The organism is Falsiruegeria litorea R37 (assembly GCF_900172225.1).
Lineage (GTDB): Bacteria > Pseudomonadota > Alphaproteobacteria > Rhodobacterales > Rhodobacteraceae > Falsiruegeria > Falsiruegeria litorea.
The window spans coordinates 1055289-1069606 of sequence record NZ_FWFO01000001.1 but is presented as its reverse complement, the minus strand read 5'-3'; the positions used below and the strand labels follow the sequence as shown (position 1 = coordinate 1069606).

The window sequence follows — 14318 nt, the reverse complement described above, 5'->3', positions numbered from 1 at the left end:
CACGAGCAGGAAAAAGGGGCCTTTGCACATGTTGCGGCTGATACGGGTTGTCATTGTTCTGGGTTTGCTGTGGTCGGCCTATTGGTACATCGCAGGCTTTGGCCTGCGGTCCGGCATCGAAGGGTGGTTTGCAACGCAGGGCGAACGCGGATGGCAGGCGGATTATGCCACCATCGAGACGTCGGGCTATCCCACGCGTCACCGCACGATGCTAACCAGTCCCGCATTGGCCGATCCCGCCACTGGCACCGCATGGCAGGCCGATTGGCTGGAAGTGGACAGCCCCGCAATTTGGCCAGGACGGCAAACGATGCGATTTGCCCCGACACCGCAGCGCCTGTCTTACTTCGACCGTACACTGGTGATCGAAGCGCAGGACATGCAGGCGGATTTTCATCTTCATCCCGGCATCGCTCTGGCCTTGGATCGACTGGCGCTGACAGCGGATGACTGGTCGATTTCCGGCCCGAAAGGACCGATTGCCAACGCCAATGATCTGACCCTGTCGATGGTGCAAACCGAGCAGGTGGAAACCTATGAGATCACGGTCGACGCCGCAGATTTCACACCGGGCGAGGAAATACGCCGCATTCTGGCAAGCTCGACCGTATTGCCGCGCAGTTTTGATGCGCTGAAACTGGATACCGCCGTTCAGTTTGACAAACAGTGGGACCGCAGCGCGCTTGAGGAAAAGCGCCCTCAGCCGGTGGCGATTGACCTGAAACTGGCGGAGCTGCATTGGGGCGAGCTACGTCTTTTTGCGGCGGGAAAGCTGGACGTTGATGCGCAGGGCATTCCCACCGGTGAAATCGCGCTGAAAGCCGAGAACTGGCGCGAGATGCTGGCCATGGCCGAAGCTGCCGGGGCCATCCCACCTCAGGCGGTTGATCCTGCCGAACGTGTTCTGAACATGTTGGCGAGCCTTGGCGGCAACCCAAGCGCTTTGGATGTGCAGTTGAATTTCCGGGATGGTTTTGTCGCCCTCGGCCCACTGCCGATCGGTCCCGCTCCGCGTTTGATCCTGCGTTAGCGGCAGTATGCTCCGCCCCTGTGGCGGGCGGTGTCCAAATGGAAATGATCGCGGTGATAGCGATCAGCATTTGGTCCCAGAACAGTTCCAAATGGACCGCAGGCCGCTTTCCACACACGGCGCAACATCTTGCGGGTCGAACCACGTTTCCACCCTTCTAGCACCGTGATTTCTTCGCCGTCTTTCATGCGAAAGGCGGAAATGTCGATCGCCCTGCCCTTGCCGTGTTCCGAAATCTTGGCCCCCGGGCGATTGTTCCGCGTGCGACAGGAATAATGCGCCGCGATCTTTAGTTCGACCACCGGACCACGGCGTCGGAACGTCGGAATAACGCTCCGATCAACCCATTTGTTCAGGCTGCGTGCCGTGTCACAGGTCATCAATGAGGGACGACTGAGCCTTACACCAGACACCGAGGTCACCCGCACCGCATCCGTGATTCCACATCCCCGGATCTTGCCCGGAATGTCGCCCGCGGCCTGCCCCTGGATCTCGATGTTGCCGCAGACCGACCCCTTGCGCTTCTTTCGCCGCTTGAAAAATGCCTCTTCCTCGACCGCTTTGGGTCGCATGTAGGGGCGCAGCGATACATCAGGGCCCAAGGACGGCAGATCAGCAGGACGGGCGGCCACCTGCACCAGCTGATCCGAAACGGGTCGCGACACCGGTCGGGCGCGACTGCTGACGACAAAGGCGGCAGCTTCGGCAGCCGCCACCTGGACAGAGGCCTCTTGTACGGCCGCCGACACGGCCACGGTTTGCGTGGTCCGTGCCTGTGGCCTAAGCGAAGTTTCGGGCGCCGTCGCCGCAACTGGCAGGGCGGATAAAACCGCCGCCAGAGTTGCGGGAAAGAGCGCCCGAACGATCATTGCGCCGCTTTCCCGCGGCCAAAGTCGGGTGCGTCGGTGTCCTGCCCCGCCTCGATGATACCGCGCCGGATCGCGCGGGTGCGGGTGAAATAGTCGAACAACTGCTCGCCATCACCGGTCCGAATGGCCCGCTGCAGGGCAAAGAGTTCTTCGGTGAAACGGCCCAAAATCTCCAGCGTCGCGTCTTTGTTGGTCAGGAACACGTCCCGCCACATCGTCGGGTCCGACGCCGCGATGCGTGTGAAGTCCCGGAAACCGGCGGCGGAATATTTGATCACCTCACTGTCGGTCACACGGCTTAGATCATCGGCAACACCCACCATCGTATAAGCGATCAAATGCGGCGCGTGGCTGGTTACGGCCAGTACAAGGTCGTGATGATCGGCGTCCATCTCTTCGACGTTGGCGCCCATGCCTTCCCACAACGCGCGCAGGTTTTCCACGGCGTCGCGATCTGACCCTTCGGCGGGCACCAGCAGGCACCAGCGATTGTCGTAAAGCTCGGCAAAACCGCTTTCCGGCCCCGAATGCTCGGTCCCGGCCAGCGGGTGGGCTGGCACGAAATGCACGCCCTCGGGGATATGTGGCGCGACGCTTTGGATCACATGGCGCTTGACCGAGCCCACATCCGTTACGGTCGCACCGGGTTTCAACGCAGCAGAGATTTCCTGCGCCACAGCGCCCATGGCCCCAACCGGCACACAGAGCACGATCAGATCTGCCCCCTCGACCGCCTCCACTGCACTGTCGCAAACACGATCACACAATCCAATCTGGCGCGCGGTCTCCCGAGTTTCCGCCGAGCGCGCATATCCGGTCACTTCGCCAGCCAAACCTGCACGTTTCATCGCCCAGAACATCGAAGACGCGATCAGACCCAGGCCGATCAACGCAACGCGGTCGTACACCTGGCTCATTTGTTGCGCTCCTTAAATTCTGTGATGGCCTGCGCCACACGGTGGCAGGCGACCTCATCCCCCACGGTAATGCGCAGGGCGTTTGGAAGGTTGTATCCAGCCACACGCCGCACGATCAACCCCTGCTGCTGCAAATAAGCGTCACAGGCCTCGGCCTCGGCTTGATCGGCAAAGCGGGCAAGGATGAAGTTCGTGTTTGACGGATCCGACGGTACGCCAAGCTTGGCGAGTTCTTCTGCCAGCCAGGCACCCAGGCGCGAGTTTTCCGACCGGCAGTGTTCAACATAGCCCTGATCGTGCACCGCAGCCTCGGCCGCGGCCAGAGCGGTTGCAGACAGGTTGAACGGCTGGCGGACCCGGTTCAGCACATCGATGATCGCCTTTGGCGCATAGCCCCAGCCGACGCGCATGCCACCCAGACCGTAAATTTTCGAGAAGGTGCGGGTCATGATCACATTCTCATGGGCATCCACGACAGCCGCGCCGCCGTCAAAACCATCGACGTATTCGGTATAGGCCCCATCCACCACCAGGATCACGCGCTCTGGCAAACCGGCGGCCAGGCGCATCACCTCGGCCTCTGGGATCATGGTCGACGTCGGGTTGCCCGGATTGGTCAGGAACACCACACGCGTACGGTCGGTGCAGGCCGATAGGATGGCGTCCACATCCACCATCCGGTCGCGCTCTGGCACCTGCACCGGAACGGCTCCGGCAGCGCGGGCCAGGATCGGATACATGGAAAACCCGTGCTCGGTATAGATCACCTCATCCCCCACACCGGCGTAGCACTGCACCACGAATTGCAGCACCTCGTCACTGCCGACACCGCAGATGATGCGATCGGGGGCCAGCCCATGCTGCGCGCCGATGGCCGCCCGCAACGGGCCATGGTCGGTGCTGGGATATCGATGCAGGTCCGCCGCACTGTCGCGCACGGCGTCAATCGCCTTGGGGCTAGGCCCAAACGGGTTTTCGTTCGAGCTGAGCTTGATGACATTCTCGACGCCCTTCACATGGGCCGCGCCCCCTTGGTACAGGGCGATGTCCATTATGCCGGGCTGCGGGGTGAGTTTGTTCATGTCGGGGCTCCCTTGGATGCCCTCTCATACCGGTCTCACCCCTTGTAGAAAAGCGGCAAAACCGTCACGCGGCCTTGAACCGCGCCGTCGCTGGATCGACGTTGTAGAACGGCGCATACTCCTCGGTTCGGCGGGACAGATCATTGACGCTGTCGATGATGAACTGAACTGTTTCCTCACTCATCAGATAAGAGAAATTAAGCCGCACCCATCCTGGCTTTCGCAACTCTCGGCCAGCTTCCAGATCCGCATGCAGAGCATCCGACATCTCGCGGTCAATGCCCAGCAGACGGTGTGCGTAAGGCCCTGCACAGGCGCAGCCGCCGCGGGCCTGAATGCCGTAGATGTCGCTCAGCATCCGGGTGAACAGCTGCTGGTGCACCGGCGCGCCGGATGTGTCCTGCACCAGGAATGAAAAGATCGGCAAGCGATGTGCGGCACCCGTGCCCAAAAGCGTCAGATGCGGGTTGTCGGCCCAGCCGTCCAGCGCCATCTGGTTGTATTTCGCCTCGCGTGCAGCGATCGCATCGGCCCCCACCGCGTCTTTGACAATAAAGGCCAAAGCTGCCCGGATATCGCCGATGACATTGGGCGTTCCCGCCTCTTCGCGCACCGCCAGGTCGTCGGAATAGTCATGCCGCCAGGGCGAGACAAAAGACACCGTCCCGCCACCTGGCCAGCTTGGGCAATCACGCTTGACCGCGCCCTTGCTCACAACCAACACGCCCGAGGCCCCCGGACCGCCCGGAAACTTGTGTGGAGAAACAACGATAGCATCCTTGCGTACGGCACCCTGCCCCATGGACATGGGCAGATACGGCCCACCACCGGCATAATCCCAAACCGACAAGGCGCCATAGCGTTTCAGCAACCGGGTCACAGGATCGGGATCGGTGATGATGCCCGTCACGTTCGACGCGGCCGAGAAGCTGCCGATGATCAGATCAGCCGCTGCGTGTTCGATCAACGCGGCCTCAAGCGCAGCCAGATCCGGCCCGCCGCCGTCCCCTTGGGGAATTTCGACCACCTGCGCGCGGCTTTCGCGCCAGGGTAAAATATTCGAATGATGCTCATACGGCCCGATCAGTACAACCGGCCGGTCAGCCTGCTCAACTCCCATCAAGCTGACCAGCCGGTTGAGACCCGCCGTGGCGCCAGAACCGGCAAAAATAACCGCATCCTTTTCCGTGGCACCAACAAGGCGAGCAATCTCGGCGCGCGCGTCTCGACGCAACCGAGTCATGTAGGAACCGCAATAAGAGGCTTCGGTGTGGCTATTGGCATAAAACGGCAACACATGCGTGGCCACATAGTCTTCGACCTGGCGCAACGCGCGCCCCGAAGCAACGTAATCCGCATAAACAAGCGGCACGTCCCCATGCAGACCCGGGATCAGAACAGTCTCTCCGATCAGCCCATCCGCGAGGGTGTTGTCGTGAGTAGCGGCTTCGATGGTGTCGCGGAAATGGGTCAGGGTCATGGCGTGGGCTCCTATTACAGAGACCAATGTGATATTGTTGTCCTGAGAAAACTTACTCAGTTTTTGCTTGAAGCTGGAAATTTTTGGGTCATATGATCTGAAATGCAAAAATCACTCGATCATATTGACATCAAGCTGCTGCGCGAACTGCAAAAGGACGGCAGCTTGTCCCAACGAGAGCTGGCCGATCGCGTCGGCCTGTCGCAAAACGCCTGTTGGCGGCGGTTGAAGGCGCTGAACGACAGCGGCCTGCTGCAAGGGTCCACCGCGCGGATCGACCGGCAGCAGCTGGGGTTGAACCTGGTGGTCTTTGTGATGCTGCGCACGCGGCACCATTCGGCCGAGTGGCTGCAGGCCTTTCGCAGCCACGTCCTGACCATCCCCGAGGTGGTCGATTTTCACCGTATCGGGGGCGACTATGACTATCAGCTCAAGGTCGTGACCGAAGACATGGCGTCCTACGACAAGGTGTATCAGCGGCTGATCGAAAAGGTCGAACTGGACAGCGTGACATCCTATTTCGCAATGGAGGCGATTGCAGAGGGGCGGCCGCTACCGTTGTAGACTTCAAGCCCCGCGCGTGCACTCTGCACAACGGGCGATGCCGGGGTCAGCCTCAAGGCGCGGAACAGGGATGGCTTCACCGCAATCGGTGCAATATCCGAACTCATCATTTTCGATCCGGTCCAGTGCCGCGTTCAGACGCATCCGCTCGACCTCTCGCCTGCGGGCGGTGGCCTGCGCCATGGCTTGATGTTGCAGGGCATCCATCCGGCTGAGGCGTCCAACACTGGTCTGATCAAGCTTGACGATGGCTTGACCCTGCTTGCCAACCTCGTCGTCAGCATCCAGTGCGGCCAGTCTTTCCAGGATCAGGGAACGGAAGTGTTCGGGGTTCATGCCCACAGGGTGTCACGCCATGCCCCGCTCAAGCAAGAGTACAAAAAAAGACCGCACCAAAAGCACGGTCTTTCTGAAATCTGTCTGTCAGCGAAGACAGTCATTGTACGCTTGGCCCGTATCGAACGGCGCTGCCTCTCCCTTCGGTCGAACGCGCCCTTCGATGCTTTCCTGTATGAAGCGTAAACGACTTAGTTCTTCGCGTAGAATTCGACGACCAGGTTCGGTTCCATCAGAACCGGGTACGGCACATCGCCCAGACCGGGGGTGCGCACGAAAGTGGCGGTCATTTTCGAGTGGTCGGCTTCGATGTAGTCCGGAACGTCACGCTCGGCCAGGCCGGTTGCCTCGATCACAACAGCCAGTTGCTTGGACTTGTCACGCACCTCGATCACATCGCCTTCTTTGACGCGGTAGGAGGGGATGTTGACCTTTTTGCCGTTCACTTTGACGTGGCCGTGGTTCACGAACTGACGTGCAGCAAACACGGTTGCAACGAACTTGGCGCGGTAAACAACCGCGTCCAGACGACGCTCCAGCAGACCGATGAGGTTTTCACCGGTGTCGCCGTTCACACGAACAGCTTCGGCATAGATGCGGCGGAACTGTTTTTCGGTCAGGTCGCCGTAGTAGCCTTTGAGCTTCTGCTTGGCGCGCAGCTGGATACCGAAGTCGGACAGTTTGCCCTTGCGGCGCTGACCGTGCTGGCCGGGGCCATATTCGCGACGGTTGACCGGCGACTTGGGACGGCCCCAGATGTTTTCGCCCATGCGGCGGTCGATTTTGTACTTGGCAGACGTGCGTTTGGTCACGGCTGATCTCCTTCGTTAGGGTCGCGGCCCTGGTGGGCTGCTATGAAGGGCGTTGTCCTCTTGCCTTTGCAGACATGACAGGGATCCCCTTGCGAGGGCCACCAACACCAATGAAGCCGCGCTTATATCCGCGCGGCCCCCAGAGTCAACAACAGTTGGCAAGTTTTCTTGGCGCTCAAGCCGCCTCGTGCCGCAACAGCGCAGATTCCGTGTCCGTCAGATTGCGGCGGGCAAAAGAGCCATAGCTGTATGGGTCGGTTTCAAGACCCGGCATCTGTCCCAGAAGCCGCGCCCTATCCTCATCCGTGAGCGAGGTCAAAGCCGCATTTGCAGGGTGGAAGCTTTCGGTTTCCACACCATTGGCCCACAGGATCTGATGGCTGGGCAACAGCAGGTGGATATAGGTCACCTGACGCACCGTCAGATCCACTGAAATGGTCGAGCCATTCACCAGCTCTCGGGCAGGCACCAGCACCTCAGAGGTGTTGAACAACGCCTGTGCCGCAGCGCCCTTCACCAACATCCGATGCTCGGGCGACACCAACAGTTCGGCATCCGGGCGGTCGATGCCCAAGGCCCCCATCCGCAGGCGCACAGGTCGCAGTTTGGGCATGACAAAAAGGCGCGCACCACTCATTCGGCGATGACCAATCCATTGGATCTGCTGCGGTCCGCTGTCTCGGGTCTGCACTTTGTCACCTTCGCGCAGCTCTTCGACCAGGCGGGGGCCTGTCGGCGTCGCGATGCGCGTGCCCGGCGTGAAACAGATGACCCCGCGCCCGCTGGTGTCCGCATGCACCGGTTGTGTCGGCGGCGACAGCGAGTGATGCACGACCCACAGGTCCGTATTGCGCGGGGGAATTTGATCCAAAAACATCAACAGTGGCGCTGCCCCGTTTTCAGGGTCAATCACCGTGACAGTATAACTCTGCGCTCCATTGGTGACGACAAAGCTTTGATCCGCCAAGGGTTCGTCGAACTCGATCTCGTCGATGTCCGATCTGTGTTGTACCGCCGCGCCCACCATGCGCCGCACTTTGCGTGCAGCCCGTTTCCGAAGCGCATCTTCACCGTCCGCATGATCCAATCGCAACAGCCCCGTGGGTCCATCCACGCGCACTGCCTCACCGTGCCACGACCACACCGCACCCACCGAAAGCGAATCCAGCGGAGCAGCCTCAAGGCCGTCGAGATCTGTTTGCGACCAGGAAATGACGAACGTGCCACGAAAGCCCGTTTTCATCTGCCTGTATGCCTGCCTTTGTATTTTTTTATTGAGGAACCGTTAACAATTTAGGGGCCTCAAAGGAAGTCACATAATTACAGAATACTACAGCGTGTTCTTAATACCGCAGTGTCAGGGTGAGAGCATGCAGAAACCAAAGAAAACTTGACTCCGAATAGCGTCAGAAGACGACCCGCGCCCGCAGCCCCAAAATGGCAAACCCGCTCTGAGCTGAGGTCAAAGGGTTGTCGATGTATTGCAGCGACGGCGTGATCTGGAAATTCGGAGAGATCGAGAACCGGTAGAACAGCTCGGTCGTGAACTGCGTCCCTGGACCCCCTCGGGCCTCAGCCCAGTTAAGCCCCACCCCCGCCAAGTCGGTGTTGCGCCCATAATATCCGATCCCGGTCGAAAATGATCGCTCGTAGAGCGCAGCCGTGCCTTTGGCCCAGCCGGCCCGCACAAACGGCATCCACTGGTTGTCGATGAACCAGGCGGCAGAAAAGGCCGCGCCGTAATCCTCGGCCCGGCTGCCATCATCTGCGGCATCCGCATGCCACAACGTCATATGCACGTTATCGAAATAGATCCGGTCAAAGCCCGAGGTATAGCCGATCTCGAGGCTCTTGAAGAGATTGCCATGGCTGAAGACGTCAAAATCCGGATTGGTGGGGTCGGCATTGGCATCGGCCACGCTGGCCACCGCATAGAAATTCGACCCCAGCTTGACGCCGCCCGCGATTCCCAGCCCAGGGTTTGGCGCGTTGATCGTCGGGTTGGTGTTGAACGCAAGGTTTTGAAACCCGGTGTAGGGGCTGACCAGACCATAGACATCCACAAAATCAGTGACGTCGATCTGGCCGAATTGCAGCGTCCAATTTCCATTGGCAGCTCGCTGCGTCCAGAACAGGTTCGTCAGCATGGTTCCGTTGTCATTGAACGCCGTGCCCGTGATCGACAAGGCGCCCCCGTTCAGGCCCAGAAACTGCGGAGCGACTGTGCCATAGGCGTGGCGATGCTCTATCTTGAAGGTCAGGGACCCCTGTTCCGTCGCCTGCCAAGCCCCATAGAACCGCGCAATACCGCCGCCTGCACGACCATTGCCCACATTCGAATCCGACGACTGGCCAAGGGTCAAATAGTCGATGCTGAAGCGAAACCCCTTTTCCGCGAGACGGTCCTTCCAGGCAAACCACCCCGGCACCACGTTCTTTGGAAAGGTAGAGCGATACTGCGGGGCGGTCAGCCCGTCGCCATCCAGCTCTGCCCCGACCGAGGAGGGACCGTTCAATCCTCCGCTTTGCGCGATCGCTGGAACGGCCGACCACACCAACAGGGCCACGACTGCGGAAATCCTAGTTTTCATTCAAGTCCTGCCCTTTAACTCCACGCAACCGCTGTGCCATCTGCTCCGCCCAAGCGTTGCCTTCTGCAGATGTCTGGCCCGTGAATGCCAGCGGCTCAACCTCGATCGCCTCCATCGTGAACGCAGCTTGCATGCGCACAGGCCCGTCAACAACAATGACCTCACGCTCGGTCGGTACGACAGTCATCTGCCCCGTCAGACGTACGGGTTCATAGATGGTCTTAGGTCGCCAATCGCCGACCAGGCGCACGCGCACCATCTGGTTCGGCGGAGGCGGAGGCATGTGGCTGCACATGCCGCGCTCGGGCACCAGATACAGAGTGGGAACCCCATCCTGATCCGCAGGTGCCGGGATGGCATAGCCCCCCAGGGTTACAGTCTGACCATCCACAGCCTGATCCCCGGCCCAGGCCGCATTCCGCCGACGCTCGGCCACGACCCAACGCTGCGCAATAAGCCAATCGGCATCAATTCCATCCTCGGCAAATGCAACTTTTACATCAGTCAGGCGCTGCGTTAGCTCGCTCCGCTGATCATCGTCCAAGGTTGCCGCCAACTGCGACTGCATGGTCGCAACTTCTACCAGTGCCGTGAGCTGTTCCGCGCTCAGATCCCGATAGGGGTCTTCATAGCTTTGGGCGGCCTCATCAATCAGATCCGCCCAATCCAGCATCCCGCGTTCAGCATGGGCAACAGTCGCGCCAAGCAGCAGCACACTCAGGGAAAGAAACTTAAGCATATCTCACGTCCTGTCAGTGGCGCGGCGCAGACACCGAAATGCCCACGCCGCACCGAGGGATTGGGTCAGCGGGATTGGGTCAGCGGGATCAGTTCAGCGTGTTCTTGTAGACCACGCCGTCTTTCATGATCAGCCGAATGGTTTCGGGGCTTTCGGGGCGCGGATCCGCGCCAAACCATTTGTCACCTGTCCCCACCACCGTGAAGTCCTCAAGCGGATTGCCGTCAATCAGCAAAATATCGGCATAAGCCCCCTCTTCGATGACGCCGAGTTTCGCGTCAGGGTATGGGTTCATAAAGTTGCCGCTAAGCTGCGCGATTTCACCGCCGATTGATGTCAAAGTAATCATCGACTGAAACGGGCCAAAAAACTCGTTGTTGAGATGCTTTTCATAGGCGACTTGAATATTGCAGGCCTCAACCGAACCGACACAGTCTGTTTGAAAACCTCGCGGTACAGGACACTTCTTCATGTTGGGAATGTAGTTTGCGAACGTGGCAGAAGCTGATTTTGCTTTTGCCAGACTGGACGGCTGATTCTTGACGGCGGGGACATCCAAAAGACCGGGATCGAAAGCCGTTAAGTTGGTCGTGATATAAGCGCCTTTTTCAACCATCACCTCCGCGATGTCACAATCGAACGAAAACCCGTGCTCAATCGACATGACGCCCGCATTGAGCGCATTCATAATCGCTTCTTTGCGATAGGCATGGGCCATCACATAGCTCTCGTATTCGCTGGCAACTTGTACGGCTGCTGCGATTTCCTCAGGAGCACCGGCCAACAGCTGCCAGGGATCAAATGCTGACACCACACCGCCCGAGATCATGAATTTCAGTTGGGTGGCCCCCATGCGGAAGTTGTTGCGCCCATACACGTACACATCATCAACACCAGTGATTTCCTGTGACAAATTCAAGCGACCAAAATTCGTAGACCCACCCGGCGGTGAGGTGAAGGTTGCAAAGTCAGCGTGACCGCCACGCGTTCCAAGAAAGGCTCCAGACGGATAAAATCTAGGCCCTGCGATCTGACCCGAGTCGATTGCACGGCGAAGGCCACCATTGGCACCTCCGGCATCTCTCACGGTTGTAAACCCCTGCATAAGGTACATCTCGGCCATACGCGTGCCATGAATACCAAAGTCTTCCCAGGTCGTGTTGGCCTCCATTGCTGACAATGACGGGCCCATCAGCATCAGGTGCGCGTGGTTCTCTATAAATCCAGGCGTCAACGTCCGCCCGCCCCCGTCAATCATGGTGGCGTTGGGTGCATCAATCGCTTCGGTTGAAACGGACTTGATCAGATTGCCCTCGACCAGAACGCTGGCGTTCTCGATCCGGGCCTCGTTCACGCCGTCGAAGACATGAACATTGGTAAAGAGAGTTTGGGCGGGGGCATCGTCCTGCGCATGCGCGGCATAAGCGGAAAACGAGAGTGCGGTGGACATCGCAGCAAAGGCCAGTCTTCGAATCATATTTCCCTCCAATTCATTTAGTTACTTGAATATTAGCACCTTTGAATTGAACATATCGGCCAGTTTTCACCCGCCGGAGCAACAAAACCAAAGAAACTGGCCGAAGTTTGCGCGAAAACTGTGCAATACTGACCAAACGTATTTGAACGGACGACCGCCATGCCTCGCTCTCACGACGGCTTCATTCGATTGATATTGGTTCAACCCTTTGTTGAGCACGTGGCACGCTCGGGCGTTGACCCAAGGCCAGCCCTTGCGACCTTGGGTCTGAACCAGCAAATGTTGCTGGACCCAACCGCAACAGTGCATGCCGAGATTGTTTACGGCCTGTGCAATGCATTGGCAGACCTTTCCCGAACACCCCATCTGGGGAGTGAGGTCGGCCAGAAATTTGATCTGAGCACTTGGCCCCCTATCGCGGCGGCGGCAACGGCATCAACTGCTGTAGGTGGGTTTTTGATCAACTATTTGATGCAGGTGCCGCAAGAATCGAGCTCGGTTAAACATGCGCTGACCGTTCAGGCGGACCGGGCCCGATACGGTGTCAGCCGATTGGTTCAAACAGACAATCCCCCCGTTCAAGTCGACGGCTTCGGCATCGCGCTGCATTTGCGGCTTTTGCAAATGGCCATGGGGTCGGCCTGGATGCCTCAGGATGTGCTGGTAGAGACTGCCTATCCCCAAGCTGTGCCGCGCGGTTTCATGGGGGTGCGCCTTGCACGGACCGAAGATCCGGCGCTTACGATTTCATTTCCATCGGATTGGCTGAATGCCCAGTTGGAATTGCGTGCAAGCGCGGGCTTGCCACCACCCACCGCAAAAGAACCGGATATGTCGATCGTGGCCGCCTTGCGCAGCGCAGCGCGCCCCTTGCTGTGGGACGGAAAACTCAACGCTCGGGATTTGGCCCAGGCCCTGGGCTTGGATCAGCGGCGCCTAGAAGCCGCGTTGCGGCTCCACCAGACAACTGCGGCACGTGAACTCAAGAGGTTGAAGATAGAGATCGCTCAGCAGAATTTGGCAGACACCACCCTGTCCATTTCTGAAATTGGGCAAAGTGTGGGCTATTCGGATCAGTCACATTTTGCGCGTTTTTTTCGGTCGCAAACTGGCAAGACGCCGCAGGAATATCGCCTTTCGCGAATTGCGGCGGATAGAGGCTGACCGCCAGCTAACCAACGGCAGGCTTTGGCGCATGTTCAACGGCCCAGTTTCGAAACGCTCGGACTTTGGGGACATCCCAAGCCTCTTGCGCTGCAATCAATGCGTAACCTCCATACTGGGTGCCGCACACCATGTCCGGAAACGGGCACACCAGCAGACCACTTTCCAACTCTTCTGCGCACAGCAACGGGTCGACCATCGCGACCCCTGCCCCCAGAACAGCCGCCTTTGTCGCCATATCAAGGTTGGGGAAAACCTCGCCAGTTTGCACATCAATGCCATCAACACCAAAGCTCTCGACCCAAGTGGCCCAATCCTCGCGTTTCGCACTTTCGTGCAACAAAGGGTGACGCGCCAAATCAGACGGTCCAGATAACGGTGCCCCATGGTCCAAAAGCGCAGGAGCACAGGCCGGAACCAACGACATTGGGAACAGGAACAGCGCCTTGATAGTCGATGAACGCCCCGGCCAATGTTCCAGTGAAATGCCCACATCATGTTCGGCGGGATCAAACCCACGGTCGCCGTAAAATTCGGTCGTCAGACGCACATGGATGTCTGGATGCTGTTCTCGAAACCCTTGCAGCCTGGGAAACAGCCAACGGATGGAAAGCCCCGGGGGACAGATGATCCGCAGTTCGTTGGCCGCCGTTGAAACCTTTTGTGTTGCCCGCCCGATCTGAGCAAAGGCGTCAGTCAGTTCCGGTAACAACGCTTGGCCAGCTTGCGTCAGTTCAACACCCCGATGGTTGCGTCTGAAAAGAGCCACTCCCAGGTGCTCTTCAAGCAGTTTCACATGTCGACTGACGGCCCCGCGTGTCACGCAAAGCTCGTCGGCGGCGTCGATATAGCCACCATGACGCGCGGCAGCCTCAAAAGCGCGCAAAGCATTTAGCGGTGGGAGCATGAACTCTCCAATGGAATACTTTTCCTGATCCTAAATAGGAGAAAGCTTGGTTTGATATCAACCCTGGCATTGCCATAACCTTGTTTTGACGATGCGGAGGTTTCCATGTTTTCAATGATAAAATCACAAAATCGCCCCTGGATCCCCGACATTCTACGCGCATTGGAGCAGCGATTGAGAGGGGTTCATTTTATACACCCTAGGCGCAGTACACGTACAAATATTCGGATCGAACAAGATCTGCTTCGGCTTGCTTGCACCTCGCCGCATTTGCTACCTGATCTAGGTTTCACCCGAGACCACCTGCGCGACTGCGCAAGTTTCGAAGTCTGGGTTTCCGATCGCACGCC

14 protein-coding genes are annotated in these 14318 nt (G+C 58.8%); 3 read left to right on the top strand and 11 right to left on the bottom strand.

The window, feature by feature from the left end; all coding sequences use genetic code 11:
* Positions 1–28: 28 nt before the first annotated feature.
* The gene (locus TRL7639_RS05280) at positions 29–1030 is read left to right on the top strand and encodes a DUF2125 domain-containing protein (RefSeq protein ID WP_207559638.1); all 1002 of its coding nucleotides are present in this window, start codon (positions 29–31) and stop codon (positions 1028–1030) included.
* Here TRL7639_RS05280 and TRL7639_RS05275 read toward each other — a convergent pair.
* From TRL7639_RS05275 to TRL7639_RS05260, 4 genes are all read right to left on the bottom strand, one after another.
* The gene (locus tag TRL7639_RS05275) at positions 1027–1899 is read right to left on the bottom strand and encodes an extensin-like domain-containing protein (protein ID WP_085794714.1); all 873 of its coding nucleotides are present in this window, start codon (positions 1897–1899) and stop codon (positions 1027–1029) included. The genes TRL7639_RS05280 and TRL7639_RS05275 overlap by 4 nt on opposite strands.
* Positions 1896–2816, bottom strand: coding sequence for a prephenate/arogenate dehydrogenase family protein (locus TRL7639_RS05270; RefSeq protein ID WP_085794713.1), 921 nt, complete (start codon positions 2814–2816; stop codon positions 1896–1898). Before TRL7639_RS05270 ends, TRL7639_RS05275 begins: the two co-directional genes overlap by 4 nt.
* Entirely contained in the window at positions 2813–3898 is a 1086-nt protein-coding gene (hisC, locus tag TRL7639_RS05265) for a histidinol-phosphate transaminase (protein ID WP_085794712.1), read from the bottom strand. The genes TRL7639_RS05270 and hisC overlap by 4 nt, the downstream gene beginning before the upstream one ends.
* 64 nt (positions 3899–3962) lie before the next feature.
* A complete protein-coding gene (locus tag TRL7639_RS05260; protein WP_085794711.1) occupies positions 3963–5378 on the bottom strand; it encodes an aminotransferase class V-fold PLP-dependent enzyme in 1416 nt (471 codons plus the stop codon).
* Between the two features lie 102 nt (positions 5379–5480).
* Between TRL7639_RS05260 and TRL7639_RS05255 the strand changes: the two genes are divergently transcribed.
* Positions 5481–5942 carry an Lrp/AsnC family transcriptional regulator gene (locus TRL7639_RS05255; protein WP_085794710.1) on the top strand — a complete coding sequence of 154 codons (462 nt, stop codon included), beginning with the start codon at positions 5481–5483 and terminating at the stop codon, positions 5940–5942.
* Between the two features lie 3 nt (positions 5943–5945).
* Here TRL7639_RS05255 and TRL7639_RS05250 read toward each other — a convergent pair whose 3' ends face one another.
* The 6 genes from TRL7639_RS05250 to TRL7639_RS05225 all read right to left on the bottom strand — a co-directional run bounded on the left by TRL7639_RS05250 (position 5946) and on the right by TRL7639_RS05225 (position 11678).
* Positions 5946–6278 (bottom strand): TraR/DksA family transcriptional regulator, encoded by a 333-nt coding sequence (locus tag TRL7639_RS05250; RefSeq protein WP_085794709.1) that lies wholly within the window; start codon positions 6276–6278, stop codon positions 5946–5948.
* A 191-nt stretch (positions 6279–6469) separates the two neighbouring features.
* Positions 6470–7090, bottom strand: a complete 621-nt coding sequence (gene rpsD, locus TRL7639_RS05245; protein WP_085794708.1) for a 30S ribosomal protein S4 — start codon at positions 7088–7090, stop codon at positions 6470–6472.
* A gap of 175 nt (positions 7091–7265) precedes the next feature.
* Entirely contained in the window at positions 7266–8333 is a 1068-nt protein-coding gene (locus TRL7639_RS05240; protein ID WP_085794707.1) for a Hint domain-containing protein, read from the bottom strand.
* Between the two features lie 163 nt (positions 8334–8496).
* On the bottom strand, positions 8497–9681 hold the full coding sequence (locus TRL7639_RS05235) for a carbohydrate porin (RefSeq protein ID WP_085794706.1): 1185 nt from the start codon (positions 9679–9681) through the stop codon (positions 8497–8499).
* Positions 9671–10420 (bottom strand): DUF3299 domain-containing protein, encoded by a 750-nt coding sequence (locus tag TRL7639_RS05230; protein ID WP_235820261.1) that lies wholly within the window; start codon positions 10418–10420, stop codon positions 9671–9673. The genes TRL7639_RS05235 and TRL7639_RS05230 overlap by 11 nt, the downstream gene beginning before the upstream one ends.
* A gap of 88 nt (positions 10421–10508) precedes the next feature.
* The gene (locus tag TRL7639_RS05225) at positions 10509–11678 is read right to left on the bottom strand and encodes an amidohydrolase family protein (RefSeq protein ID WP_235820260.1); all 1170 of its coding nucleotides are present in this window, start codon (positions 11676–11678) and stop codon (positions 10509–10511) included.
* 378 nt (positions 11679–12056) lie between these two features.
* Between TRL7639_RS05225 and TRL7639_RS05220 the strand changes: the two genes are divergently transcribed.
* Positions 12057–13061, top strand: a complete 1005-nt coding sequence (locus tag TRL7639_RS05220) for an AraC family transcriptional regulator (RefSeq protein ID WP_085794704.1) — start codon at positions 12057–12059, stop codon at positions 13059–13061.
* A gap of 7 nt (positions 13062–13068) precedes the next feature.
* Here TRL7639_RS05220 and TRL7639_RS05215 read toward each other — a convergent pair whose 3' ends face one another.
* The gene (locus TRL7639_RS05215; RefSeq protein WP_085794703.1) at positions 13069–13968 is read right to left on the bottom strand and encodes a LysR substrate-binding domain-containing protein; all 900 of its coding nucleotides are present in this window, start codon (positions 13966–13968) and stop codon (positions 13069–13071) included.
* Positions 13969–14318: the final 350 nt, after the last annotated feature.

Bases quoted from the DNA above. Each gene is read 5' to 3' on its own strand.
- TRL7639_RS05280 (WP_207559638.1), top strand. From the start codon at position 29: ATGTTGCGGCTGATACGGGTTGTCATTGTTCTGGGTTTGCTGTGGTCG.
- TRL7639_RS05275 (WP_085794714.1), bottom strand. From the start codon at position 1,899: ATGATCGTTCGGGCGCTCTTTCCCGCAACTCTGGCGGCGGTTTTATCC.
- TRL7639_RS05270 (WP_085794713.1), bottom strand. From the start codon at position 2,816: ATGAGCCAGGTGTACGACCGCGTTGCGTTGATCGGCCTGGGTCTGATC.
- hisC (WP_085794712.1), bottom strand. From the start codon at position 3,898: ATGAACAAACTCACCCCGCAGCCCGGCATAATGGACATCGCCCTGTAC.
- TRL7639_RS05260 (WP_085794711.1), bottom strand. From the start codon at position 5,378: ATGACCCTGACCCATTTCCGCGACACCATCGAAGCCGCTACTCACGAC.
- TRL7639_RS05255 (WP_085794710.1), top strand. From the start codon at position 5,481: ATGCAAAAATCACTCGATCATATTGACATCAAGCTGCTGCGCGAACTG.
- TRL7639_RS05250 (WP_085794709.1), bottom strand. From the start codon at position 6,278: ATGAACCCCGAACACTTCCGTTCCCTGATCCTGGAAAGACTGGCCGCA.
- TRL7639_RS05240 (WP_085794707.1), bottom strand. From the start codon at position 8,333: ATGAAAACGGGCTTTCGTGGCACGTTCGTCATTTCCTGGTCGCAAACA.
- TRL7639_RS05235 (WP_085794706.1), bottom strand. From the start codon at position 9,681: ATGAAAACTAGGATTTCCGCAGTCGTGGCCCTGTTGGTGTGGTCGGCC.
- TRL7639_RS05230 (WP_235820261.1), bottom strand. From the start codon at position 10,420: ATGCTTAAGTTTCTTTCCCTGAGTGTGCTGCTGCTTGGCGCGACTGTT.
- TRL7639_RS05225 (WP_235820260.1), bottom strand. From the start codon at position 11,678: ATGATTGACGGGGGCGGGCGGACGTTGACGCCTGGATTTATAGAGAAC.
- TRL7639_RS05220 (WP_085794704.1), top strand. From the start codon at position 12,057: ATGCCTCGCTCTCACGACGGCTTCATTCGATTGATATTGGTTCAACCC.
- TRL7639_RS05215 (WP_085794703.1), bottom strand. From the start codon at position 13,968: ATGCTCCCACCGCTAAATGCTTTGCGCGCTTTTGAGGCTGCCGCGCGT.